The 20,868-nt window shown below is 67.6% G+C and carries 23 protein-coding genes, 1 tRNA gene and 1 pseudogene; 11 read left to right on the top strand and 14 right to left on the bottom strand.

All coding sequences use genetic code 11. The annotated features are described in order from the left end of the window. The first annotated feature begins 72 nt into the window (after positions 1–72). On the top strand, positions 73–474 hold the full coding sequence (locus tag J7528_RS12815) for a metallopeptidase family protein (protein WP_291874802.1): 402 nt from the start codon (positions 73–75) through the stop codon (positions 472–474). Further along, on the top strand, positions 471–878 hold the full coding sequence (locus J7528_RS12810; RefSeq protein ID WP_291874800.1) for an SWIM zinc finger family protein: 408 nt from the start codon (positions 471–473) through the stop codon (positions 876–878). The genes J7528_RS12815 and J7528_RS12810 overlap by 4 nt, the downstream gene beginning before the upstream one ends. Here J7528_RS12810 and J7528_RS12805 read toward each other — a convergent pair. Further along, positions 875–1,357 (bottom strand): GFA family protein, encoded by a 483-nt coding sequence (locus J7528_RS12805; RefSeq protein WP_291874798.1) that lies wholly within the window; start codon positions 1,355–1,357, stop codon positions 875–877. The two genes, J7528_RS12810 and J7528_RS12805, sit on opposite strands and share 4 nt — an antisense overlap. Before the next feature lie 43 nt (positions 1,358–1,400). Beyond that, positions 1,401–2,096: an NAD-dependent deacylase gene (locus J7528_RS12800; protein ID WP_291874797.1), complete on the bottom strand. Its 696-nt coding sequence runs from the start codon at positions 2,094–2,096 to the stop codon at positions 1,401–1,403. A 148-nt stretch (positions 2,097–2,244) separates the two neighbouring features. On the opposite strand from J7528_RS12800, the gene J7528_RS12795 reads away from it, so the two are divergent. The 3 genes from J7528_RS12795 (at position 2,245) to J7528_RS12785 (ending at position 4,533) form a co-directional block, all read left to right on the top strand. Beyond that, a complete protein-coding gene (locus J7528_RS12795) occupies positions 2,245–3,372 on the top strand; it encodes a ferritin-like domain-containing protein (protein WP_291874795.1) in 1,128 nt (375 codons plus the stop codon). 97 nt (positions 3,373–3,469) lie between these two features. Beyond that, on the top strand, positions 3,470–4,000 hold the full coding sequence (locus tag J7528_RS12790; protein ID WP_291874793.1) for a lipocalin family protein: 531 nt from the start codon (positions 3,470–3,472) through the stop codon (positions 3,998–4,000). Further along, positions 3,997–4,533: a lipocalin family protein gene (locus J7528_RS12785; protein WP_291874792.1), complete on the top strand. Its 537-nt coding sequence runs from the start codon at positions 3,997–3,999 to the stop codon at positions 4,531–4,533. Before J7528_RS12790 ends, J7528_RS12785 begins: the two co-directional genes overlap by 4 nt. On the opposite strand, the gene J7528_RS12780 is transcribed toward J7528_RS12785, so the two are convergent. Beyond that, a complete protein-coding gene (locus tag J7528_RS12780; protein ID WP_291874790.1) occupies positions 4,530–5,567 on the bottom strand; it encodes a hypothetical protein in 1,038 nt (345 codons plus the stop codon). The two genes, J7528_RS12785 and J7528_RS12780, sit on opposite strands and share 4 nt — an antisense overlap. Before the next feature lie 187 nt (positions 5,568–5,754). Between J7528_RS12780 and mmcB the strand changes: the two genes are divergently transcribed. Beyond that, positions 5,755–6,210 (top strand): DNA repair putative endonuclease MmcB, encoded by a 456-nt coding sequence (gene mmcB, locus J7528_RS12775; RefSeq protein ID WP_291874927.1) that lies wholly within the window; start codon positions 5,755–5,757, stop codon positions 6,208–6,210. A gap of 165 nt (positions 6,211–6,375) precedes the next feature. On the opposite strand, the gene J7528_RS12770 is transcribed toward mmcB, so the two are convergent. Both J7528_RS12770 and recQ read right to left on the bottom strand, forming a co-directional pair. After that, positions 6,376–6,699: a hypothetical protein gene (locus J7528_RS12770; protein ID WP_291874787.1), complete on the bottom strand. Its 324-nt coding sequence runs from the start codon at positions 6,697–6,699 to the stop codon at positions 6,376–6,378. 47 nt (positions 6,700–6,746) lie between these two features. Continuing rightward, positions 6,747–8,588, bottom strand: coding sequence for a DNA helicase RecQ (gene recQ, locus J7528_RS12765; protein WP_291874785.1), 1,842 nt, complete (start codon positions 8,586–8,588; stop codon positions 6,747–6,749). Positions 8,589–8,848: 260 nt separating this feature from the next. Here recQ and J7528_RS12760 point away from each other — a divergent pair, with 260 nt between their 5' ends. After that, positions 8,849–10,810, top strand: coding sequence for a penicillin-binding protein 1A (locus J7528_RS12760; protein WP_291874783.1), 1,962 nt, complete (start codon positions 8,849–8,851; stop codon positions 10,808–10,810). On the opposite strand, the gene J7528_RS12755 is transcribed toward J7528_RS12760, so the two are convergent. The 7 genes and pseudogenes from J7528_RS12755 to J7528_RS12725 form a co-directional block, all read right to left on the bottom strand. After that, positions 10,807–11,166, bottom strand: a complete 360-nt coding sequence (locus tag J7528_RS12755) for a hypothetical protein (RefSeq protein ID WP_291874782.1) — start codon at positions 11,164–11,166, stop codon at positions 10,807–10,809. The genes J7528_RS12760 and J7528_RS12755 overlap by 4 nt on opposite strands. Then, the gene (locus J7528_RS12750) at positions 11,163–11,810 is read right to left on the bottom strand and encodes a hypothetical protein (protein WP_291874780.1); all 648 of its coding nucleotides are present in this window, start codon (positions 11,808–11,810) and stop codon (positions 11,163–11,165) included. Before J7528_RS12750 ends, J7528_RS12755 begins: the two co-directional genes overlap by 4 nt. 73 nt (positions 11,811–11,883) lie before the next feature. Then, positions 11,884–12,618 (bottom strand): M48 family metallopeptidase, encoded by a 735-nt coding sequence (locus tag J7528_RS12745; protein WP_291874778.1) that lies wholly within the window; start codon positions 12,616–12,618, stop codon positions 11,884–11,886. A 168-nt stretch (positions 12,619–12,786) separates the two neighbouring features. Next, positions 12,787–14,049, bottom strand: a complete 1,263-nt coding sequence (gene phaZ, locus J7528_RS12740) for a polyhydroxyalkanoate depolymerase (protein WP_291874775.1) — start codon at positions 14,047–14,049, stop codon at positions 12,787–12,789. A 380-nt stretch (positions 14,050–14,429) separates the two neighbouring features. Next, positions 14,430–14,584: pseudogene (locus J7528_RS12735) on the bottom strand (hypothetical protein); the annotation flags it as partial. 231 nt (positions 14,585–14,815) lie between these two features. Then, on the bottom strand, positions 14,816–15,253 hold the full coding sequence (locus J7528_RS12730) for an acyl-CoA thioesterase (protein ID WP_291874772.1): 438 nt from the start codon (positions 15,251–15,253) through the stop codon (positions 14,816–14,818). 1 nt (position 15,254) lies between these two features. Then, the gene (locus J7528_RS12725; RefSeq protein WP_291874768.1) at positions 15,255–15,524 is read right to left on the bottom strand and encodes a zinc-finger domain-containing protein; all 270 of its coding nucleotides are present in this window, start codon (positions 15,522–15,524) and stop codon (positions 15,255–15,257) included. 130 nt (positions 15,525–15,654) lie between these two features. Here J7528_RS12725 and J7528_RS12720 point away from each other — a divergent pair, with 130 nt between their 5' ends. The 3 genes from J7528_RS12720 (at position 15,655) to J7528_RS12710 (ending at position 18,153) form a co-directional block, all read left to right on the top strand. Next, positions 15,655–16,617, top strand: a complete 963-nt coding sequence (locus J7528_RS12720) for an ABC transporter ATP-binding protein (protein WP_291874766.1) — start codon at positions 15,655–15,657, stop codon at positions 16,615–16,617. 70 nt (positions 16,618–16,687) lie between these two features. Then, complete coding sequence (locus tag J7528_RS12715; RefSeq protein WP_291874764.1) at positions 16,688–18,010, top strand: NCS2 family permease; 1,323 nt, start codon at positions 16,688–16,690, stop codon at positions 18,008–18,010. A 66-nt stretch (positions 18,011–18,076) separates the two neighbouring features. Further along, a tRNA-Arg gene (locus tag J7528_RS12710) sits at positions 18,077–18,153 on the top strand. A 116-nt stretch (positions 18,154–18,269) separates the two neighbouring features. On the opposite strand, the gene J7528_RS12705 is transcribed toward J7528_RS12710, so the two are convergent. Beyond that, on the bottom strand, positions 18,270–18,869 hold the full coding sequence (locus tag J7528_RS12705; protein WP_291874761.1) for a polysaccharide biosynthesis/export family protein: 600 nt from the start codon (positions 18,867–18,869) through the stop codon (positions 18,270–18,272). 87 nt (positions 18,870–18,956) lie between these two features. Next, positions 18,957–19,745, bottom strand: coding sequence for a metallophosphoesterase family protein (locus tag J7528_RS12700; RefSeq protein ID WP_291874759.1), 789 nt, complete (start codon positions 19,743–19,745; stop codon positions 18,957–18,959). Positions 19,746–20,006: 261 nt separating this feature from the next. Here J7528_RS12700 and J7528_RS12695 point away from each other — a divergent pair, with 261 nt between their 5' ends. Then, a complete protein-coding gene (locus J7528_RS12695; RefSeq protein ID WP_291874757.1) occupies positions 20,007–20,846 on the top strand; it encodes a transglutaminase-like cysteine peptidase in 840 nt (279 codons plus the stop codon). Positions 20,847–20,868 lie beyond the last annotated feature (22 nt).

Genomic DNA, 20,868 nt, shown 5'->3' with positions numbered 1-20,868 from the left:
CGGCTATGGCCAGTAGGGCTATGGACCAGAGGGGCTATGGCGTCCCGGGCCAATCGCTCTATTTGGAGGGTCATGACCTGGTCCGACCGCTCCGCCCCGTCGCTCGACGACTTCGCCGTCCTGGCCAAGCAGGCCTTCGACGCCCTGCCCGACGACTTCCGCAAGCTGTCGGGCGACGTGGTCATCCGGGTCGACGACTTTCCGTCCGAAGAGGTGCTGGACAGCCTGGGGATCGAGGACCCGTTCGAGCTGACCGGCCTCTATCAGGGCGTCGACCTGGGCCGTCGCTCGGTGCTGGACTACGGAACCGAGCCGTCGCGGGTCTTTCTCTATCGCCGCCCGATCCTGGACGAGTGGGCCGAGCGCGGCGACGTGCCCCTTGGCGAGTTGATCACCCACGTGCTGGTCCACGAGATCGGCCACCATTTCGGCCTGTCGGACGACGACATCCACCGCATCGAGGACGAGGAATGAGTTCGCTGTTCGATCAGGACGCCTGGCGCGAGCGCATGGATGAGCGCTGGTTCGACACCGGCGCGGCCATGGCCGAAGCCGGCGCCGTCGACCTCGTCGCGATCGAGGACGAGAAGGTCACCGCCCACGTCACTGGCAGCGTCGGCGACCTCTATGTCGTGGAACTGCGCGCCCCGGCCGGCGAGGGCTCCTGCACCTGCCCCGGCTTCGAGAAATTCGGCGCCTGCAAGCACCAGGCGGCCGTGGTGACGGCGGCCAATGGCGCCGACCTCTCCAAGGTCCGCGACCGCATGGCCCAGCTGCGCGACGGTCTGGCCCTGGACAGCAAGGACGCCCTGATCGAACGCCTGGCCGAACTGGCGCGGGTGCAGCCGGCGGTGCTGGCGGCGCTGGAAGGGCGCTAGAGGAAGTCGTCGATCGCCGCGCGCTTCTTCTTCGGCTTGGGCCGTTCCCACATCACGCCGGGATAGCCTTTCAGCGGGACCAGCTTGCCGCCGCCATAGGCCCAGTCCGGCGCCTGGTCGAGCGACGTGTGGTAGCGCGGCTCGCGGCCGGTGCGGGTCGAGAACAAGGCCCTCGGCAGGTTGATCATGGTGGGGCTGCGCTTGCGCTCCATGAAGATCGGCGTGCCGCAGCGGCCGCAGAAGCCCCGCGTGGTTCCCTCATGTTCGTGGCGGGTGACGATCTCCTCGCCCTCCAGCCAGCGGAAACGGCTGCGGTAGCTGGCGGTGTAGGTGACGTAGGCGCAGCCCTGGGCGTGGCGGCTGGCGGCCGAGTGGTCGTGGAACGACCAGCGGGCCGGCACGCCGATCGCCAGGCGGACGGCCCCACAGGCGCAGGCGCCTTCGGCTTCCTCAGCGGGGGGCTTGAGGGGTTTGGACATGACGATCTCCGGACACAATCTGGCGGCAGTACAGCACCTGCTGTCAGCCTTGTGTCAGCACCTTCTCCACCCACGCCGGCACGACCTCGCTGGCCGGGCCGTAAAGCTTCTCATCGAACACATACGCATTAGCCGAGGGTTCGAGATTGATCTCGCAGGTCGCGATCCCCATCGCCCGCGCCTCGGAAACGAACCCCGCCGCCGGATAGACCGAACCCGAGGTGCCGATCGAGACGAAGAGGTCCGCCTCCGCCAACGCATCCTCGATCTCCTCCATGTACAGCGGCATCTCGCCGAACCATACCACGTGCGGCCGCGCGCCGCCGTCGCGCCCGCAAGCCGCGCAGACGGCCTCCGCGGTCAGCGCCCCCACATCCGGCCGGGTCGCCTGGCAGTGATGGCAGCGTGTGACCGCCAGCTCACCATGCATGTGGACCACGCGCTTCGACCCCGCCTTCTCGTGCAGGTCGTCGACGTTCTGGGTGCAGAGGAAGAGGTCATCGCCCAGCGCCGCCTCCAGCCGCGCCAACGCCACATGCGCCGCGTTCGGCTCAGCCGCCGCCAGGTTCGCGCGGCGGGCGTTGTAGAAGTCCCGCACCAGGGCCGGATTGCGCGCGAAACCCTCGGGCGTGGCGACCTCGCTCAGGTCGTACTTCGTCCACACCCCGTCCTTGTCGCGAAAGGTGCCCAGGCCGCTCTCGGCCGAGACGCCGGCCCCGGTCAGCACGAAGATCTTCATTCCGACTCCAGACGATTGAAGGTGACGCCGCCGTCATTTTTCATTTGACCCGCCCGCTCACTTGAGTTGACAGTGTTTAGATAGCCGAAGACCCGCGCAAGACGGGCTCCGCTGATGGACGTCGACCCGGCCGATAGGGAGCGCCGCAATGACCGACAAGAACATCACCAAGGACGCCATGTACGACGCGGTCGCGCCGGACGACTTCGAGTCGATGCTCGAACTCGACCGCTACGGCAACCGGTCCAGCGCCTTCGACAAGATCATCGCCGCGACCCACGACCACTTCTGGGACCCGCTGGACAAGGCCTATATCGATTTCGACGAGCCGTTCGACATGGAGAACCAGGCCCTGGTGCCCGAGGATCTCGTGATCGCCCTGTCGACCGACTACGTCTCCAACCATCTGTCCGACCCCAAGCAGCGCATCCGCTTCATCAACCAGTCGGTGCTGCGCAGCTTCTCGTCGATCCTGCATGGCGAGCAAGGCGCGCTGAACCTGTCGGCCAGCCTGTGCCATGTGCTCAAGGACCAGGGCGCGCAGGAATACGCCGCCAACCAGACGCGCGAAGAGGCCCGCCACGTCACGGCCTTCGCCAAGTACATCAACACCCGCTGGGGTCGCCCGGTCGCGTGCGGCCCGGCGCTGAAGACCCTGCTGGTCGAGATCATCGGTGCGCCGGAGGTCTACAAGAAGATCATCGGCATGCAGATGCTGGTGGAAGGCCTGGCCATGGGCGCCTTCGCCACCTTCTTCAACAATATCAATGACCCCGTCGGCAAGAAGCTGCTGCAGCTGGTGATGACCGACGAGGCCTTCCACCACAAGTTCGGGAAGATCTGGGCCGACCGCACCGTGCCCAAGCTGACCCCCGAAGAGCACGCGATCATCGAGGACTGGGCGGCGCACTGCTTCCAGACCCTGCTGTTCAACCTGGTCTCGCCGCACCAGCAGCTGGATCTCTATGCCGAGTTCGGCCTGGATCCCGACAAGGTGGTCGAGGAGTACGGGAAGATCATGACCGACGACCTGCGTCGGGAGAACATGAAGGAGCAGACCAACATCTTCCGGGTGCTGGTGAAAACCCTGCTCAACGCCGGCATCATCACCGACCGCACGCGCGCCTTCTACGCCATGTATGTCGACCTCAACGAGCTGAAGAACGAGGGCGAGCGCATGGTCGGCGACGACATCGCCGAGGAAGGCATCCGCTACCTGCAGGCCATCAACTTCAAGGACCGGCCTACGGCCGCGATCGAGATCGCGGCCGAGTAAGAGAAAAGAGTGGCCAGCTCTGTGAGCATCGCGGCCGAATAGGCGGAACTTCGCCGCAACCGACAGCGTTTGGGCGGACCTAGGCAAAGGTTCGCCCATGCGCTTTTCCAAGATCGTCCTGACGAGCCTGATCGCGGTGACGCTGTCGGGCAGCGCCTTCGCGGCCGCCAAGCCGCCGGCCAAGCCGGTCTCGGCGCAGTTCTATTCGGGCCGCTGGTACGAGATCGCCCGCACGCCCAATGCCGGCCAGCGCGACTGCGAGGCCCCGACCACCGACTTCACCTTGCAGGGAGCCGCCTTCAAGGTCCGTCAGGTCTGCCACCGCGGCTCGCCCCTGGGCGCCGAGAAGGTGTTCACGACCAACGGCAAGATCGTCGAGAACAGCCAGAACACCCGCTTCACGATGAGCTTCCTGGGGGGACTGCGGAAGCAGGAATACTGGGTGCTCGACTGCGCCGCCGACGGCTCGTGGGCGATCATGGCCACGCCCGGCGGCAACTATGTCTGGCTGATCTCGCGCACCGCCGACATGCCCGTGGCCACCAAGGCCATCGCCCTCGAGCGGGTGAAGGAACTGGGCTACGCCAAGCTGGAATTCCCGCAACATCCGCCAGGAGCCGGCGCTTGAGACTTCCCCTCCTCGCGGTCCTTGCCGCGCTGGGCCTGAGCGCCTGTGTCGCCGGTCCGGTCGGCAACCCGAACCCGCCGCAGCCCGCCAAGAGCGTCGATCTCGAGCGCTATGCCGGCCGCTGGTACGAGGTGGCCCGCTACGACATGCGGTTCGAAAAGGGCTGCGAAGGCGTCACCGCCGAATATTCCAAGCGCCCCGACGGCCTGATCCGCGTGCTCAACACCTGCCATCAGGGCGCGGTCGACGGCCCGGTGAAGGTGTCCGAAGGCAAGGCAAAAGTCGCCGACACGGCCACCAATGCCAAGCTGAAGGTCAGCTTCTTCGGCCCGTTCTTCTTCGGCGACTACTGGGTGCTGGACCATGCCGACGACTACGGCTGGTCGATCGTCGGCGAGGGCTCGGGCAGGTATTTGTGGCTGCTGTCGCGCAAGCCGCCGACCGACGCCGACCGCGCGGCCCTGACGGCGCGCGCCAAGGCGCTGGGTTATGACACGAGCCTGCTGCGACCGACCAGGCAGCCCGCGCCCTAGGGGCGCTTGCCCGGCCAGGTCAGGTAGCCCTGGGCGTCGCGGCCGGCGGCATGGCGACTGGACGACTGCGCGACGAAGGTCGGCGCCGGCGTCGGCTCGGAATAGGCCGCGGCCAGGCGCTGGTCGAACATCGGATAGCGTTCCGGCGTCGGTTGTGACCAGGGAGCAAACTCGGCCTGAGCCAGCTTCATCGGCGCAGGGACAGGCTCAGGCGGCAGGGCCCGGACCGGGGCGGAGTCGATGATCGGAGCGGCCTGGATCGGAGCAGCCAGCATCGGCGCTTTCGCCTCGGCCAGATGGACCGGAGCCGGCGGCGGCGCGGGGGCGACGACGGGCTCGGCCGGCGTGTAGATCGGCTCGGGTGATCGCAGGACCTCGACCGGCGAGGCGGCGGCCAGGGTCGTGCGCGGCGCCAGCGCCAGATTGCGCATCGCCACCCGGAACTGCTCGCGGCACGCCGTGCTGGCCGCAGCGAAATAGCGGCGGACAGGCGTTTCCGGATCGGTGGCTGTCATGGCGTTGGCGTCGATGCGCGGCGGCGTCCAGAAGCAGTTATCCTGCACGACCAGCTTGCCGGTGCGGCCGTCGATGACGCTGAACTCGGCGGCGTAGGCCACCTTCGGCTGCGCGCCGTATTCGTTGCGGAAGTCCCAGTTGGTGGTCCGGACATCGACGACATAGCGCGCGTCGCCGGCGGCCTTGGCGATGGCCTTGGGCTTCTCGCGGTCGACGGCTATCGGACGCTCGGCGAGGTTCCCGTCGCGCTGCTCGGCCAGGATCTGGGCCAGGTCATGCGAGAGGGCGATGGCCGGGTCGCTGATGTCGCCGCGCTCGATGGCCTTGGCCCCAGCCACACGGGCGATCGCCGCGTGGGTGGCCACGATCGCAAGGGCGCCCAGGATGCCCGCGTTGTTCTGCACGGGGATGATGGCCTGGCCCAGCGCGAAGGCGGCGGGCTTGCGATGGGTGTAGGCGATCGTCTCCGGACCGGCGGCGGGCTCGGATTGCGCCCAGCTCGTCGAGGGCGCAGCCATCAAGATCATGAGCGCCAGGGCGCGGGTCCGGGGTCGCAAAGTGTGCCTCTCGCGAAACTCTCGCTCAAGGCGGTAGGTCGCCAGGAGGTTGAGGGCAAACCCATCCCCGCGCCGCGCGATTCCCACTCGCGCGGCGGGCGGTCATTTAACCTTGTTTCGCGAACAAAGCTGGAACATGATCGCGCCGATGGACGTGATCATCGAACTTCAGACCCGGCCGGAAACGACGCTGGCCGTAACCCGTGGGGCCGCGCGGCTGCTCGTGGACCTGGGTTATGCGCCGCTGGCCGAGGTCACCTTGCCGAACGGACGGCGGGCCGACCTGATGGCGCTGGGGCCGAAAGGGGATGTGCTGATCGTCGAGGTGAAGTCGGGGCTGGAGGACTTTCGCGTCGACCGCAAATGGGGCGAGTACGCGCCCTATTGCGACGCCTTCTACTTCGCCGTGGCGCCGCACTTTCCCGATGGCATCCTGCCGGACGAGCCTGGGCTGCTGGTCACCGACGCCTTCGGCGGCGCGGTCGTGCGCGAAGCGGCGGTCACGCCGCTGGCGCCGGCGCGTCGCAAGGCCCTGACCCTGGCGTTCGCGCGCCTCGCGGCGCTCAGGGCGGCGGGCGTGAACGCCGAGCGGCTGGCGGTCTGAAAACCGGCAGCCGGGATGGGAGGGTGAGAGGTTTCACCCTTGGCCGGATAATTCACTGACCCGCAAGGCACGACCGCGCTTCGATCGGTGAGGGTGTAACCCCTCACCCTCCCACCGCTACGCGGCGGGCCCCTCCCTCTCCCTATGGAAGAGGGAGCTTCGGAATTAGTCCAAATTCCGCGCGATCAGGAAGCCCACGCCCAGCCCGATCGCGAACGCGCCCAGCGCGACGCCCATCGGATGCTCTTCGGCGACGTGGTGGGCCACCTGGGCCTTGTCGCGCGCATAGGCGGCGCCGACCTTGGCCTTTTCGCTGGCGAAGGTGCGGGTCTGGGCGGCCACCTCGGTGGCGGTTTCGCGGGCCGACTTCATGGCCTTGGTGACCGCTTCCTTGGCCTGCTTGGTCTTTTCGGCGGTCGTCTTCTTGGCGTCGTCCAGCGCGGCGGCGGCGGACGAGGTGTCGGGGGTGAAGCTGCTGATGTCAGTCATGGGGGAGGCTCCTCGGCTTGACCGGAAGCTAACTCGCGGGACCGGGATTAGTTCTCCCGCACGACCTTCAAAACCGCTTCCCCATAACGGTCCAGCTTGCCCTGACCCACGCCGCCGGACTTACCCAGGGCCGCCAGGGTCGCCGGACGCGCGGCAGCGATCTCGGCCAGGGTGGCGTCGTGGAAGATGACATAGGGCGGCACGTGCTGGGCCTGGGCCTGCTCCTTGCGCCAGGCGCGCAGGGCCTCGAACAGCATCTGGTTTTCCAGCGGGATGGTCAGGGCCTTGCCCTCGCGGCGCTTGCGGGCCGTGCTGGCGCGGCCGGTCTCCGGGGCCTCGGCGGCCTGGCGCAGGGCGACCTTGCGTTCGCCGCGATAGACCTGCCGCACGCCCTCGACATCGCCCAGCCCGATCAGCGGCCGGCCGTCATTGGGGTCCTCGCGCAGCAGTCCCTCGAAGATCAGGGTGTCGAACAGGTCGCGCCAGGTCGGCTGGCTGAACTCGCGGCCGATGCCGAAGGTCGGCAGCTGGGCCTCCTGGGGCGTGACGTCCTTGGTCTTGCCCATCAGGTGCTCGATGATCCGCCCGCGCCCATAGCGGCCGCCCATGCGGTGGACGGCCGACAGCGCCTTCTGGGCGGCCTCGGTGGCCTCGACCCCGGTCGGCGGCGAGACACATACGTCGCAGACCCCGCAACGGGCCACGCCCTCCTCGCCGAAATACCGGCGGACGGCGGCGGCGCGGCAGGTGACGCCTTCCAGCATGGCGTAGAACTGCCGCAGCTTGCGGTTCTGGGCCTGCTTGACCTCGTCGGGCGCGTCCTTGGTCTCGATGCGACGCCCCGCCCAGGCCATGTCGGCCGAGCCGTACAGGGTGATGCCCTCGGCCGGCTGGCCGTCGCGCCCGGCGCGGCCGACCTCCTGCCAATAGGCCTCGATGGCGGCCGGCGGATCGGCGTGGATCACGTAACGAACGTCGGGCTTGTCGACGCCCATGCCGAACGCGATCGTCGCCACCATCACCGCCGCGTCGGCCTCGAGGAACTCCTCCAGGCGGCGAGCGCGGACGGCCTTGTCGAGGCCGGCGTGATAGGCCAGCGCCGGGATGCCTTCGGCGTTGAGCTTCTCGGCCAGCTTCTCGGTCGAGTCACGGCTGCCGGCATAGACGACGCCGGCGCGGCCGGGGCGCTCCAGCACCAGCTCGACCACCCGGTCATGACCCTTGCCGCGCTTGCGCTCGGCGCTCAGCGCCAGCTCGGGGCGGGCGAAGCTGTCGACGAACTCGGCCGCGCCCTGCAGGCGCAGTTCGGCGCGGATGTCGTCGCGGGTCCGGGCGTCGGCGGTGGCGGTGACCGCCAGGCGCGGGATGTCGGGGAACAGTTCGGCGAGGCGCCCCATCATGCGGTATTCGGGCCGGAAATCGTGGCCCCACTGGCTGACGCAGTGCGCCTCGTCGACGGCGATCAAAGCCAGCGGCGTGCGCGAGAGGCGGTCCAGCATCCACGGCTGCATCAGGCCTTCGGGCGACAGGTACAGCATGTCGACCTCGCCGGCGTCGATGCGCCGCCAGATGTCGCCGCGCTCCTCCATCGAGACGTTGCTGTCCAGCCGCTCGGCCGCCACGCCCGCCTGGCGCAGCCCCTGGACCTGGTCGGCCATCAGGGCGATCAGCGGCGAGATCACCAGGCCCACGCCCGGCCGGATCAGCGACGGGATCTGATAGCACAGCGACTTGCCGCCGCCGGTGGGCAGCACGGCCATGGCGCTGTGGCCGGCCAGGATCTCGTTGATCACCCCGGCCTGCATGCCCCGGAAGTCGGCATGGCCAAACGTGCGCCGCAGAACGTCGCGGGCGTGGTCGAGTTCGGGGGATTCGGGAGGAACGTACACGGGCGCTCTTTTGGCAGCCCGGAGCGGCGAGGCCAAGCGTGACGGTGGATCCTCGGACGCGGCCAGAAACGCCATGGTCGTTCGCCGTTTGTTTCCTCAATTCCAGGTGGCAACATGGCGCCAAGAAACCGCTGCCACAAGAGCGCCGCATGGCGCGTTCACTTCTCGTCAATCTTGTCGCGCGTTCTGTGGGCTTCGGCTAAACGGAACGTGTGCCAGCACGCGCGTCCGCGCGGCATTTCAGGAATTCAAGGACGACCATGGCGAACGGACCCTTCGGCGGGAACAAGGCGGCCAAGCCGCAGCGCACCCCGCTCCAGGCCCTGGTCTATTGGGGCACGGTCCTGGGCGTCTGGGGCCTGATCTTCGTCGTCGCCTTCTTCGCGGTGTTCGCCAGCGACCTGCCCGACACGTCCAAGCTGTACGACGTCAAGCGCCAGCCCTCGATCAATTATCTGGACCGCTCCGGCGCCTTGCTCGCGGTACGCGGCAGCCAGTACGCGCCGCCGGTCGATATCGACGCCCTGCCCAAATACGTGCCGGCCGCGTTCGTGGCGATCGAGGACCGCCAGTTCTATCACCACCTGGGCTTCAACCCCTGGGGCATCATCCGCTCGCTGGCGTGGAACGCCACCCATGACGGTCCCCAGCGCGGCGGCTCGACCATCACCCAGCAGCTGGCCCGCAACCTGTTCCTGAGCCCGGCCCAGAACTATCGCCGCAAGGCTCAGGAACTGATCCTGGCCGTCTGGCTGGAGCTGAAGTTCAGCAAGAAGCAGATCCTGGCCCTGTATATGAACCGGGTCTATTTCGGCGCCGGCGCCTACGGCATCGAGGCCGCCTCGCAGCGCTATTTCAACAAGCCCGCCAAGGAGCTGACCATCGGCGAGTCGGCCCTGCTGGCCGGCATGATGAAGGGCCCCGCCCGCTACTCGCCGGTCTCGGCCAAGGAACGCGCCGCCCGCCGCGCCACGATCGTCCTGGACGAGATGGTGCGCATCAAGGCCATCACCGCCGAGGAGCGCGACGAAGCCTTCAAGACGCCGGTGCAGGTCTCGGCCACCCTGGCCAACCAGCGCGCCCAGTACTTCACCGACTATATCGACGCCCAGGTCCGCTCGCTGGTCGGCGAACCGACCGAGGACCTGGTCGTGGAGACCACGCTGGACCTGCCGATCCAGGTCTCGGCCGAGCGCGCCGTGAAGCTGGGCGTCGAGGGTCACGGAGCCCAGGGCGTGCAGCAGGCCGCGCTGGTCGCCATCGACGGCGAAGGCCGCATCCGCGCCTATGTCGGCGGCGCCGACTATTCCGACAGCCAGTTCGACCGCGCCACCACCGCCCGCCGCCAAGCCGGCTCGGCCTTCAAGCCGTTCGTCTACCTGACCGCCATGGAGGCCGGCCGCAATCCGTCGGTCATGGTCGTCGACGAGCCGGTCAAGATCGGCAATTGGGAGCCGCGCAATTACACCAACAAGTACCTGGGTCCGATGACCCTGCAGACGGGCCTGGCCCAGTCGATCAACACCGTCGCCGCGCGCCTGGCCAACGAGGTCGGCACCAGCAACGTCGCCGCCACCGCGCGCCGCCTGGGCATCACCTCCAAGATCCAGCTGGACCCGTCGATGGCCCTGGGCGCGGTCGAGGTCAGCCCCATGGAGATGGCCCAGGCCTACGCCCCGTTCTCGAACGGCGGCTTCCTGGCCAAGGGCTACGGCATCGAGCGCATCCGCACCGCCAGCGGCAAGGTCCTCTACGACCACGGCGTCGAGAAGACCGCCCGCGCGGCCGTGATCGGCTCGCCGGCCCTGCAGTACATGAACCAGATGATGCGCGAGGTCGTCGCCTCGGGCACCGGAGCCCGCGCCAAGGTCGCCGGCTACGACATCGCCGGCAAGACCGGCACGACCAGCGACTACAAGGACGCCTGGTTCGTCGGCTACACCGGCGGCTTCGTCACCGCCGTCTGGACCGGCAAGGACGACAACACCCCGATGAAGCGGGTCACCGGCGGCGGCGCCCCGGCCGAGGTCTGGCGCACCTTCATGGCCGCCGCCCTGCCCCGCCTGAAAGCCACCCCGATCCCAGGCGGCGTCGTCGAGCCCCCGCCGGTCGCGCCGACGGACCCGATCGGCGACCTGATCAACCCGACCCCGACGCCCGAAGGCCCCGCGGCCGAGACGCCCGCCGGGACCACGCCGCCGGCGGATCAGCTGCCCTACTAGTCCCGGGCGGCCTTGCGCCCGGCGACTTTGGAAAGGTCCTTGGAGAGCCTCGGCGTCACGGCGAGGTTCTTCTCGGACGCCTCAAAATCCGAACGCGGCGACAACGGATGCAGGTTCCACCCTCCGTCCGTCGGCGTGGTCGTGACGGGCTCCTTGCCGATGACGCCTTCGCGCGGATCGCACTGACACACGCGCTTGGAGTTCACCCAACAGTGGTAGTCGCTCCGGCTGAGCTTGAGGTCTTTCTCCAGGGAGACATAGCAAGCTTCGCTGCGCGGGCCGAAAGGACCTTGCGCCGCCGCCTGCGTCGCGAACGCCGTGACCGCGACCGCGGCCATCCAGGCCAGACGCCTCATTTCAGCGCCTCCTCGTTGATCTCGTAATAGCTGGGCGCGAAACAGGCGGCCAAATCCTCCGGAGGGTGGTTCTTTTCGCAGAACTTGAACCGCGCCAGACTCTCCTGGGCCTTGGCGTCCGGCCCGGCCGTCGTGACATAGCCCGGCACCCCAACGGTGCTGTATTCGTTGCGCAGCACGCCGCCGAGCGTGACCATGGTCGCGCCGACGACGAAGACCAGGACGCCGGTAGAGGCCGTCCTGAAGTCCACCTTCAAGCCCACCGCCTCGATGACGCCCTCGCCGCCGCCCACCTTGGTCTCGATGCCCAGCACGATGAACATCAAGCCCACGCTGACGACGGCGAAGCCCAGGTGCATGATCACGACCTTCATGATCTGCTTGTTGGTGACGACCGCGTTGTTGGTCGCCTCCAGCCGCATCACCGTATAGAGCGCGTAGTCGTTGGCCGATTTGAGCTGAGGCTGAACCTTGGCGAAGATCTCCTCGGCGCCGTTGCCGTCTCGCCAACCCACGATCGCGGGCGTCAGCTTCGAGAGCGCGCCATAGGCCTGGATCAGCACCAGGATCGGAAACACGACGCCCAGCACCAGGATCGCAACGCTATGCGACCAGCGCTCCACGTTCGAACGGCTCTTGGTCATCTTCGCCCCCCGGCTGCACCATCCCAGTACACCCGGAAGAGGAGATTTTAAATACCCGCGTTACGCGACAGTGCTAAGCCCCGATCGCGTGCAGCTCGGCCGCGTGCGCCCGCAACCAGGCCCGATGCGGCGCGGGATCCCCCACCAGCTCTTCGCACAGCGCCCAGAACCGGGGCCCGTGATTGGCCTCGATCAGGTGGGCGCACTCGTGGGCGACGACATAGTCGGCCACCGCCGCCGGGGCCAGGATCAGTCGCCAGCTGTAGCGGATCGCCGCCGGCGTGCGCGGCGTCGCCGGGCGGCACGAGCCCCAGCGGGCCTTAGGATCGGCGACGGCCACCGACGGCATCGGCCGGTTGAGGGCGGCGGCGTGGACGGCGGTGCGTTCAGTGAGGATCGCCAGGGCCTCGCGCTTGGCCAGGCGCACGACCTTCATCCCCCAGTTGGCGTCATCGGGCGCGACGATGCGCGGTCCCTCAGGATTGGCGCCGTCGATGCGGGCGCGGCCCGGCCCGACCTCCAGGCGATAGGGAACGCCGTTCAGGCGCAGGACCCCGCCCGGCGCCAGGCTCATCCGCTCGGGCAGGGCCGCCAGCTGCTTGGCGATCCAGCCGGACTTCTCCTGGGCGAAGGCGACGGCCTCGTTCAGGCGGCGAGCGGTGGGCGACAGGGCGACGATCTCGGACTTGGCCCGGTCGACGCGCAGCGAAATGCGCCGCGCCCGGCCGTCCACCTTCAGGCGAACGGGCCAACCGCCGATCTCCAGTCGATCACCGTCGGAAAAACGTTGGGCCTTGAGCGCGAACATCGAGCCCTAAGATCGGGTGTATCGTCCCACCTCGCAAGGCTGCTTCACCCCACCACGATCATCCCCGCGAAAGCGGGGACCCAAGCCGAGTCCGTGAGTTCGCGCCGCATCCAAGCCCGCAAGGCCGCTTGGGTCCCCGCTTTCGCGGGGATGGTCGGATGAGGGGAACTAAGCCTCTTCCTCGAAGTGCGGGTCGCACTTGCGGATGAACTTGCGCACGCGCGGATAGATCTCCTCGCGGAAGCGGCGACCGTTGAACACGCCGTAGTGGCCGACGCCGGGCTGCACATAGTCCAGCTTCAGGTTGCCTGGGATGTTCGAGCACAGGCCGTGGGCGGCCTGGGTCTGGCCGATGCCGGAGATGTCGTCGTTCTCGCCCTCGACCGTCATCAGGCCGATGTCGGTGATGGCTTCGGGCTTTACCCGCACGCCGCGATGCATCAGCTCGCCCTTGGGCAGCAGGTACTGCTGGAAGACGATGTCGATGGTCTGGAGATAGAACTCCTCCGTCAGGTCCAGGACCGACAGATATTCGTCGTAGAACTCCAGGTGCTTGTCGGCGCTGTCGCCGTCGCCCTTCACCAGGTCGGTGAAGTAGCGGCGGTGGGCCTCCTGGTGGCGCTCGGCGTTCATGCTCATGAAGCTGGCCAGCTGGACGAAGCCCGGATAGACGCGCCGGCCCGCGCCCGGATAGGGCGGCGGCACCGTGTAGATCATGTTCGACTGGAACCAGGTGAACGGCTTTTCCTCGGCCAGCTGGTTGGTCACGGTCGGCGACAGGCGTGCGTCGATCGGCGAACCCATGAAGGTCATGCTGGCCGGGCGCGAGGGATGATCCTGCTCGGCCATCAGGGCGGCGGCGGCCAGGACCGGCGGGCCGGGCTGGCAGACGGCCACGACGTTCGGACGCGGACCCAGCACGGCCAGCATCTGGATGATGTGGTCGATATAGTCGTGGAAGTCGAAACGGCCTTCCAGCACCGAGACGTTGCGAGCGTTGATCCAGTCGACGATGAACACCGAGTGATCGGGCAGGAACGCCTCGACCGTGCCACGCAGCAGGGTGGCGTAGTGACCGGAAAGGGGCGCGACGATCAGCACGGCGGGGTCCAGGCTGAACTTGCCGGCCCGGCGCATGTCGGCCATGTCGCGATCGAACTGGATCACGCGCGCCCAGGGGCTTTGCCAGACCACGGTCTCACGCACGCGGACATCGACCTGGCCGATCTTGACCGTGTCGATGTTCCACTTCGGCTTGCCGTAGCGCCGGGTGACGTTGGCGAACAGGTCCGCGCCCGCGTGCATGCGGCGCCCCAGGGCCGAGTCCGCGGCCGGGTTCAACGGCGATCCCCAGAAGTCCCGGGCCGCCAGCGCCGCGAGGCGCATCGGAGTGGAGGCGTAATAAGCCGCCTCATGCATGGCGTAGAGCATGGCGCATCCGCGATGTTGCATCGCAACATAACACGCCAGACCCTAACGGAGTCTACCCTACGGAAGCTTTTTGCACCGCGTCACAGCGTCGCTTCGCGCGCGGGTGGTAGCGGTCGCAGGGCTCGCCATGAGATCCCTCTCTCATAGAGAGAGGGAGGGGCCCGCGCGAAGCGTGGGAGGGTGAGAGGTTACAGCGGTAACCGGAGTGCCGGCACGCCGTCGAACCTCGTAACCTCTCACCCCAACCCTCTCTCCAAGAGAGAGGGAGCTTTATGGGCGTTGGGCCGCCTATGCGCTCGGAATTCGCGAGGTCGACTTCAGCAAAATCAACACCTTGTCGATATTACGCAGCCCTGAATGATCCGCACTCAGATCTGCTGGACAATGATGCCACCTCGTCGCGAGGAAAGGGCGCGTGGCCAGCGACCAAACGTGGCGGCGGGGTGTGGTCGAGCGGTGAAGGTCCGAGGGGGATACTCGGACGGTCCGGGGACCTGGTTCGCTGCCAGGCCCGCCCGCCGTCGGCGTGGTTGGGGGAAAGGGTTCGTCCCTCCCTGATCACCGGGCTTTTCCGGAAACGGAAGCGCCCGGATCCCGGTAAGGCCTGAATAGGGCCACCTTCCCGGGACGCTGGCGAACAACGACCGCGCGGAGCGTCAGGCTTCGTCGAAACGGTATTCTATTCAAACACTCCGGACGCTGTCCGGCGCTCCGCGTCCCTTTCCACCTTCAGCGGCCCGCCGCGTGAAGCCGCGGCGGCGCGCCTTTAGAAAACCGGCAACGGGCGCGGTTTGCGGTCTTCGCCGATGGCCACGAAGGTGAAGACGCCTTCGGTGACCTTGTGGGCCTGTTCGGCGTCGCGGCGGCGGCGCCAGGCCTCGACCTGGACCTTCAGCGAGGTGCGGCCGGTGTGGACGATGCGGGCGAACAGGCTGACCTCGTCGCCGACCAGGACGGGGCTGATGAAGGTCATGCTGTCGACGGCGATGGTGGCGCAGCGGCCGGCCGCGCGGTGGAAGGCGATCGAGGCGGCCGCCAAGTCCATCTGCGACAGCAGCCAGCCGCCGAAGATGTCGCCTTCGGGGTTGGTGTCGGACGGCATGGCGATGGCGCGCAGCACCGGCGCCTCGTGCGGCCACTCGGCCTTTTCCCAAGCCTTGGCGAGGGTCTCGGCCCGCTGGGCCGGCGAAACCTGGTCGGTCAACTTAGTGGCCGCCGGCGCCTTCGTAGACGCCCGGGGCCAGGCGCTCGTCCTCGTCGCCCTCGCCGGTCGCGGCCACGAAGCGGCGGTCGCAGTACGAGCAGTCGACGAAGCCGGCCGCGCCCATCTCCAGCCACACGCGCGGATGGCCCAGGGCTCCGCCGACGCCGTCGCAGGCGATGCGGTGCGAGCGGACGGCGATGGTTTCCGGCGCGGCGCCGGCGATCGCGTCGATGTCCATGGCGGTCGGAGCGGTGGCGGGGGTCTTGGCCATTGTCGGCGAGTCCTTAAATCGGATCGTGGCCTTGGCGCGGCCGCGAACGAGGCATACCTATGCGACGCCGAAAGGCGCCGTCAATCGACGCGCGCCTCATCCGGCGTTTCTAGCCCCATCTGGACGCTCAATGGACCTGCCCGCCTACGCCATCGAGGCCGAAGGCCTGTACAAGACCTACGCCGCCACCAAGACCTCGCCGGAGAAGAAGGCGCTGAACGGCGTCGACCTGAAGATCCCGCGCGGCTCGATCTTCGGCCTGCTGGGACCCAACGGCGCGGGCAAGTCGACCTTCATCAACATCCTGGCCGGGCTGGTGCGCAAGAGCTCGGGCACGGTGAAGATCTGGGACCGCGACATCGACCAGCGACCGCGCGACGCCCGCGCCGCCATCGGCGTGGTGCCGCAGGAGCTGGCCGCCGACGTCTTCTTCACCCCGCGCGAGTCGCTGGAGGTGCAGGCCGGCTTCTATGGCGTGCCCAAGAACGAGCGCCGCACCGACGAGCTGCTGAACGCCCTGGGCCTGGGCGACAAGGCCAACGCCTATGTCCGCCAGCTGTCGGGCGGCATGAAGCGTCGCCTGATGGTGGCGAAAGCCATGGTCCACCAGCCGCCGGTGCTGATCCTCGACGAGCCGACCGCCGGCGTCGATGTCGAGCTGCGCCGCCAGCTCTGGCACTATGTGAAGGGCCTCAACGAATTGGGCGTGACGATCGTCCTGACCACCCACTACCTGGAAGAGGCCCAGGAGCTGTGCGACGAGATCGCCATCGTCAATCGCGGCGAGGTGGTCGCCTGCGAACCGACGCCCAAGCTGCTCAGCCGCATGGACAGCCGCAACGTCGTGGTCACGCCCGAGACGCCGGTGACGACCGCCCCGGCCCTGGCGGGCTTCGACACCAAGCTGCGGGCCGGCGGCGCCTTCCAGGTCAGCTATCGCACGGGCCAGTCCAGCGTCGAGCAGGTGCTGGCGGCGGTCCGCGGCGCCGGCGTCCAGATCAAGGACATCGCCACCGAAGACCCGGATCTGGAAGACGTCTTCCTGGCCCTGACCTATGGCGACCCAAACGCGGCCGATCCGACCAAGGACTGACGGTAGACGCTTGCCTTCCAGGAAACCCCTCGCCAACACTCCCGCTTCGGATCGGGGATAAGGGCGTAAGATGAGTTTCCTGGAAAAGCAGTTCGGGCTGAAAGCCCAGGGGACCAGCGTCCGCACCGAGGTGCTGGCCGGCTTCACCACCTTTCTGACCATGGCCTATATCGTGATCGTCAATCCGGCGATCCTGGGCCAGACCGGCATGCCGATCGCCGCCGTCGCCGCCGCCACCTGCCTGGCCGCCGGCCTGGGCTCGATCCTGATGGGGCTGATCGCCAACTACCCGATCGCCCTGGCCCCCGGCATGGGCCTGAACGCCTATTTCACCTTCACCGTCGTCAAGGGCATGGGCCTGCCGTGGGAGACCGCCCTGGGCTGCGTCTTCCTGTCGGGCGTCGCCTTCCTGGTGCTGACCGTGGCGGGCATCCGCCAGCTGATCGTCGGCGCGATCCCGCGTCCGCTGTTCTCGGCCATCGCCGCCGGCATCGGGCTCTTCATCGCCTTCATCGGCCTGAAGGAGGCCGGCATCATCGTCGCCAATCCGGCCACGACGGTGGCGCTGGGCGACCTGACCCAGCCGACCGCGATCCTGGCCATCCTGGGCCTGGTCATCATCGGCGGGCTGATGGCCTGGCGGGTGAAGGGCGCGATCCTGATCGGCATCCTGGTGGCCGCCGCCGCCGGCTGGGCGCTGGGCCTGGCCAAGATCGTCCCCGGCGAGTCGGGCCTGGCCGCCCTCACCGCCACCGCCTTCAAGCTGGACGTCCCGGCCGCCCTGCACCTGAACGGCGGCATGGGCATGGCCCTGGCCGAGGTGATCTTCGTCTTCCTGTTCGTCGACCTGTTCGACAATGTCGGCACCCTGGTCGCGGTGACCAAGAAGGCCGGCCTGGTCCAGCCGGACGGCACGATCCCGCGCCTGAACCGCATCCTGACCGCCGACAGCATCGCCACCATCGGCGGCTCCCTGGCCGGCACCTCGACCGTGACCAGCTATATCGAGAGCGCCTCCGGCGTCGCCGCTGGCGGCCGCACGGGCCTCACGGCGATCGTGGTCGGCGTGCTCTTCCTGCTAACGCTGTTCTTCGCCCCCTGGGTCCAGGCCATCCCGGCCGCCGCCACGGCCCCGGCCCTGATCATCGTGGGCTCGCTGATGATCGGCGCCCTGGCCGACATCGACTGGGAAGACCCGGGCGTGGCCATCCCCGCCTTCCTGACGGTGATCGCCATCCCGCTGACCTTCTCGATCGCCAATGGTCTCGCGTTCGGCATCACCGCCTTCGCCGTGCTGAAGCTGGTGCGCGGCCAGGCCAAGCCGGGCGACTGGCTGCTCTTCGTCCTGGCCGCCCTCTTCGTGGTCCGCTTCATCTACATGGGGGCGGCGTGAACCCGTTTGCGCATAGGCCGCCTTTCGGCTAAGACCCGCTTCCGCCCTGGGCAACCAGGGCGATACGCACCCGTAGCTCAGCTGGATAGAGCGTTGCCCTCCGAAGGCAAAGGTCACACGTTCGAATCGTGTCGGGTGCGCCATTTCTCCTGAAAATCAGATCTTCTGGACCAGGCTCGGCCTAGCTCAGGCGCGCTGAAACGAAGAAGGCCCGGCGGATGTCCGCCGGGCCTCTTTTCGCATCGCTCGGCGAGAAAGCTTAGAAGAAGCGCTCGCCCAGGCGGATGGTGTCGCCCGGGGCGACCACGATCGACGGGGTCAGCTCGGACTTCTGCTCGGTGGTCTCGCCGTTGTGCTTGATCCAGACGTTTTTCTTGTCGGCGCGATAGGTGAAGCCGCCGGCGGTGGCCACGGCGTTCAGCACGGTGAGGCCCGCGGTATAGGGATAGGTGCCCGGCTTCTCGACCTCGCCCAGGATGTAGAACGGACGGAAGGTCAGGACCTCGGCGCTGACGCGCGGATCCTTCAGATAGCCGTCGCTGAGCGACTTTTGCACGGCGGTCTGGAACTGGCCCAGGGTCATGCCGCCGGCCTTGATCTCACCGATCAGCGGCAGGGACATCACGCCGCTGCCCGAGATGAAGAACTCGCCCGACAGCGAGGGCTCGCCGTACACCGTCACCCGCACCTTGTCGGCCGGGCCGAGCAGGTAGTCGGCCGGCTGGGCCGCCGCGCTGACCGGCGTGTTGCCGATCGCGGCCTGCTGGGCGCGGGCCTCTCCGGTCGAAGCGCCGACCATCACGCTGACGGCCAGGGCCAGCATCGCCAGCGCGCGCGAGAGTTTCGAGACACCGATCATGGCGAAGCTTCTCACCTTAGTGACTTGTCGATCTTGGAAGTTGAAATGCCACATCGCACGTGACCGCGAGATGAACAAGGCGAAGTCTCAGCTCACTCGCGCTTTACTGAACTGAATGATCTTCGGCTCGCCGCCATCAAGTCTAACGGCGGTCAGAACGCCGGTCGCATAGGCGCCGGTGTCGACATTGATCCGCTGGCGGCCGACGAACACCTCTTCGGTGGGCGTGTGGCCGTGAACCACCGTGGCCTGCAGGCCGTGCGGGTTATCGAGGAATTCGTTGCGGATCCACAGCAGGTCGGCGGCCGTCTGGCGCTCCAGCGGCAGGCCAGGCTTCACGCCCGCGTGGACGAAGACGTAGTCGCCATAGACGACCAGCAGCTCCAGCTGCTTGAGGAACATCTCGTGGGCCGGCGGGAAGGCGGCGCGGAAGGCCTGGCGGGTCTGTTCCCACACCTCGGGCTCGGCGCGGCCGACGGGACGCTGGACGCCGTACGAGGCCATGGTCTCGCCACCGCCGTATTCCACCCACGACGGCCCGGCCATCGGGTCGTCCAGGAAGTGCAGCAGGGTCTCTTCGTGATTGCCCATCAGGGCGCGGAATTCGAAGCGCCCCTCGGCGCCTTGCGCCTTCAGCGAGATCAGGCGGTCGATCACCTGCGATGACTGGGCGCCGCGATCGACATAGTCGCCCAGCATCACCAGCACCGGCGGATCCTGGCGGCCGGTGGCGCGATAGTCCTCGGTCATCCGCTCGATCAGGCCGTCCAGCAGGTCCAGCCGGCCGTGAACATCACCCACGGCGTAAACCACACGGCCCTCGGTGGACGAGGCGCGGCGGGGCTGTTGCTTGGGACGGAACAGGGATTTGAACATCGCACTCGCCGAAGCGGCGAAAGGTCGCCGGGACTGGAACTCCCTGATTTTGCCCCAGGTAGCGGCGCGGTTCAACGGCGACCGCGAGCGTTAACCTACAATTTAGGACGATCCTTTTCTTGCAATTTACCAAGTATATTTAGTTGTCATTTGAGTTAATTCCGAAATAACCACGGTTCAATATTTGAATTAAACCATCTAAATTCAGCTCAAATTCGGCGCCCGAATGAATACTGACCCCACGAACACAGCGGGGTCAGCATGTTCAACACGCGCAACATTGTTATCGGAATCATCAGCGCCGCCGCGATGATGACCGGCGCCAACGCCCAGGCCGGCTCGATGCCGTTCCAGCCGCGCGGCGAAGGCGTCCAGGCCCCTATGGGCTTTGCCGAACTGTGCCGTCGCGACACCCAGACCTGTGGTCTGCCGAGCAGCCAGCTGGCCCTGATGGGCCTGGGCCCGCGCGCCAGCTTCGCCCCGACCTCGTCGATCGGCGCCGTCGCCCCGCACCATGTCGCCCAGACCACCGAGACCGCGACCGAGGACGACGGTCTGAACCTGGTTTCCGTTAACAGCCTGCAAGCCATCGTGGTGGCCGAGGTCGAAGACTTCGTCGCCGCCGGCGCGCCCAGCTTGACGGCTTCTGACGCCGAAGCCGCCCCGGTGCAGATGGCCGCCGCCGAACCGGCCCCGTCGGCCTGGAGCACGCGCGACCAACGCGACCAGATGAAGCTTCTGAACCTGGTCAACCAAACGGTGAACCGCGAGGTCAAGAAGGCCAGCGACCTGGATCTGTACGGCATGCCCGAATACTGGTCGCTGCCCCGCCTGATCGACGGCAAGCTGTATGGCGACTGCGAGGACTACGCCCTGGAAAAGCGCCGCCGCCTGATCGCGGCTGGCGTTCCGGAAGCGGCGATGTCGCTGGCCGTCGCCGTCACCGCCCGCGGCGAAAGCCACGCGGTGCTGATGATCTCGCTGAAGAGCGGCGACATGGTGCTGGACAACCTGACCCCCTGGGCCACGCCTTGGGAAGACCTGAACTACCGCTGGGTTCAGCGTCAGGTCCCGGGCACCGCCCTCTGGACCACGGTCTGATCAGATACTCGTCCGATCGCTC

The sequence above is a fragment of the Caulobacter sp. genome, from assembly GCF_017744445.1.
In the GTDB taxonomy this organism is placed as follows: Bacteria; Pseudomonadota; Alphaproteobacteria; order Caulobacterales; family Caulobacteraceae; genus Caulobacter.
The sequence above is the reverse complement of the archived record's forward strand: the minus strand, read 5'-3'. Positions and strand labels throughout refer to the sequence as shown.

What these genes read in the sequence shown, in the direction of transcription:
- J7528_RS12725 (WP_291874768.1), bottom strand. Translation starts at nt 15,524, where the DNA reads ATGGCCAAGACCCCCGCCACCGCTCCGACCGCCATGGACATCGACGCG.
- J7528_RS12745 (WP_291874778.1), bottom strand. Translation starts at nt 12,618, where the DNA reads ATGTTCGCGCTCAAGGCCCAACGTTTTTCCGACGGTGATCGACTGGAG.
- J7528_RS12810 (WP_291874800.1), top strand. Translation starts at nt 471, where the DNA reads ATGAGTTCGCTGTTCGATCAGGACGCCTGGCGCGAGCGCATGGATGAG.
- J7528_RS12790 (WP_291874793.1), top strand. Translation starts at nt 3,470, where the DNA reads ATGCGCTTTTCCAAGATCGTCCTGACGAGCCTGATCGCGGTGACGCTG.
- J7528_RS12755 (WP_291874782.1), bottom strand. Translation starts at nt 11,166, where the DNA reads ATGAGGCGTCTGGCCTGGATGGCCGCGGTCGCGGTCACGGCGTTCGCG.
- mmcB (WP_291874927.1), top strand. Translation starts at nt 5,755, where the DNA reads ATGGACGTGATCATCGAACTTCAGACCCGGCCGGAAACGACGCTGGCC.
- J7528_RS12750 (WP_291874780.1), bottom strand. Translation starts at nt 11,810, where the DNA reads ATGACCAAGAGCCGTTCGAACGTGGAGCGCTGGTCGCATAGCGTTGCG.
- J7528_RS12805 (WP_291874798.1), bottom strand. Translation starts at nt 1,357, where the DNA reads ATGTCCAAACCCCTCAAGCCCCCCGCTGAGGAAGCCGAAGGCGCCTGC.
- J7528_RS12700 (WP_291874759.1), bottom strand. Translation starts at nt 19,745, where the DNA reads ATGTTCAAATCCCTGTTCCGTCCCAAGCAACAGCCCCGCCGCGCCTCG.
- J7528_RS12815 (WP_291874802.1), top strand. Translation starts at nt 73, where the DNA reads ATGACCTGGTCCGACCGCTCCGCCCCGTCGCTCGACGACTTCGCCGTC.
- J7528_RS12760 (WP_291874783.1), top strand. Translation starts at nt 8,849, where the DNA reads ATGGCGAACGGACCCTTCGGCGGGAACAAGGCGGCCAAGCCGCAGCGC.
- J7528_RS12715 (WP_291874764.1), top strand. Translation starts at nt 16,688, where the DNA reads ATGAGTTTCCTGGAAAAGCAGTTCGGGCTGAAAGCCCAGGGGACCAGC.
- J7528_RS12800 (WP_291874797.1), bottom strand. Translation starts at nt 2,096, where the DNA reads ATGAAGATCTTCGTGCTGACCGGGGCCGGCGTCTCGGCCGAGAGCGGC.
- J7528_RS12720 (WP_291874766.1), top strand. Translation starts at nt 15,655, where the DNA reads ATGGACCTGCCCGCCTACGCCATCGAGGCCGAAGGCCTGTACAAGACC.
- J7528_RS12795 (WP_291874795.1), top strand. Translation starts at nt 2,245, where the DNA reads ATGACCGACAAGAACATCACCAAGGACGCCATGTACGACGCGGTCGCG.
- J7528_RS12695 (WP_291874757.1), top strand. Translation starts at nt 20,007, where the DNA reads ATGTTCAACACGCGCAACATTGTTATCGGAATCATCAGCGCCGCCGCG.
- phaZ (WP_291874775.1), bottom strand. Translation starts at nt 14,049, where the DNA reads ATGCTCTACGCCATGCATGAGGCGGCTTATTACGCCTCCACTCCGATG.
- J7528_RS12780 (WP_291874790.1), bottom strand. Translation starts at nt 5,567, where the DNA reads ATGGCTGCGCCCTCGACGAGCTGGGCGCAATCCGAGCCCGCCGCCGGT.
- J7528_RS12705 (WP_291874761.1), bottom strand. Translation starts at nt 18,869, where the DNA reads ATGATCGGTGTCTCGAAACTCTCGCGCGCGCTGGCGATGCTGGCCCTG.
- J7528_RS12770 (WP_291874787.1), bottom strand. Translation starts at nt 6,699, where the DNA reads ATGACTGACATCAGCAGCTTCACCCCCGACACCTCGTCCGCCGCCGCC.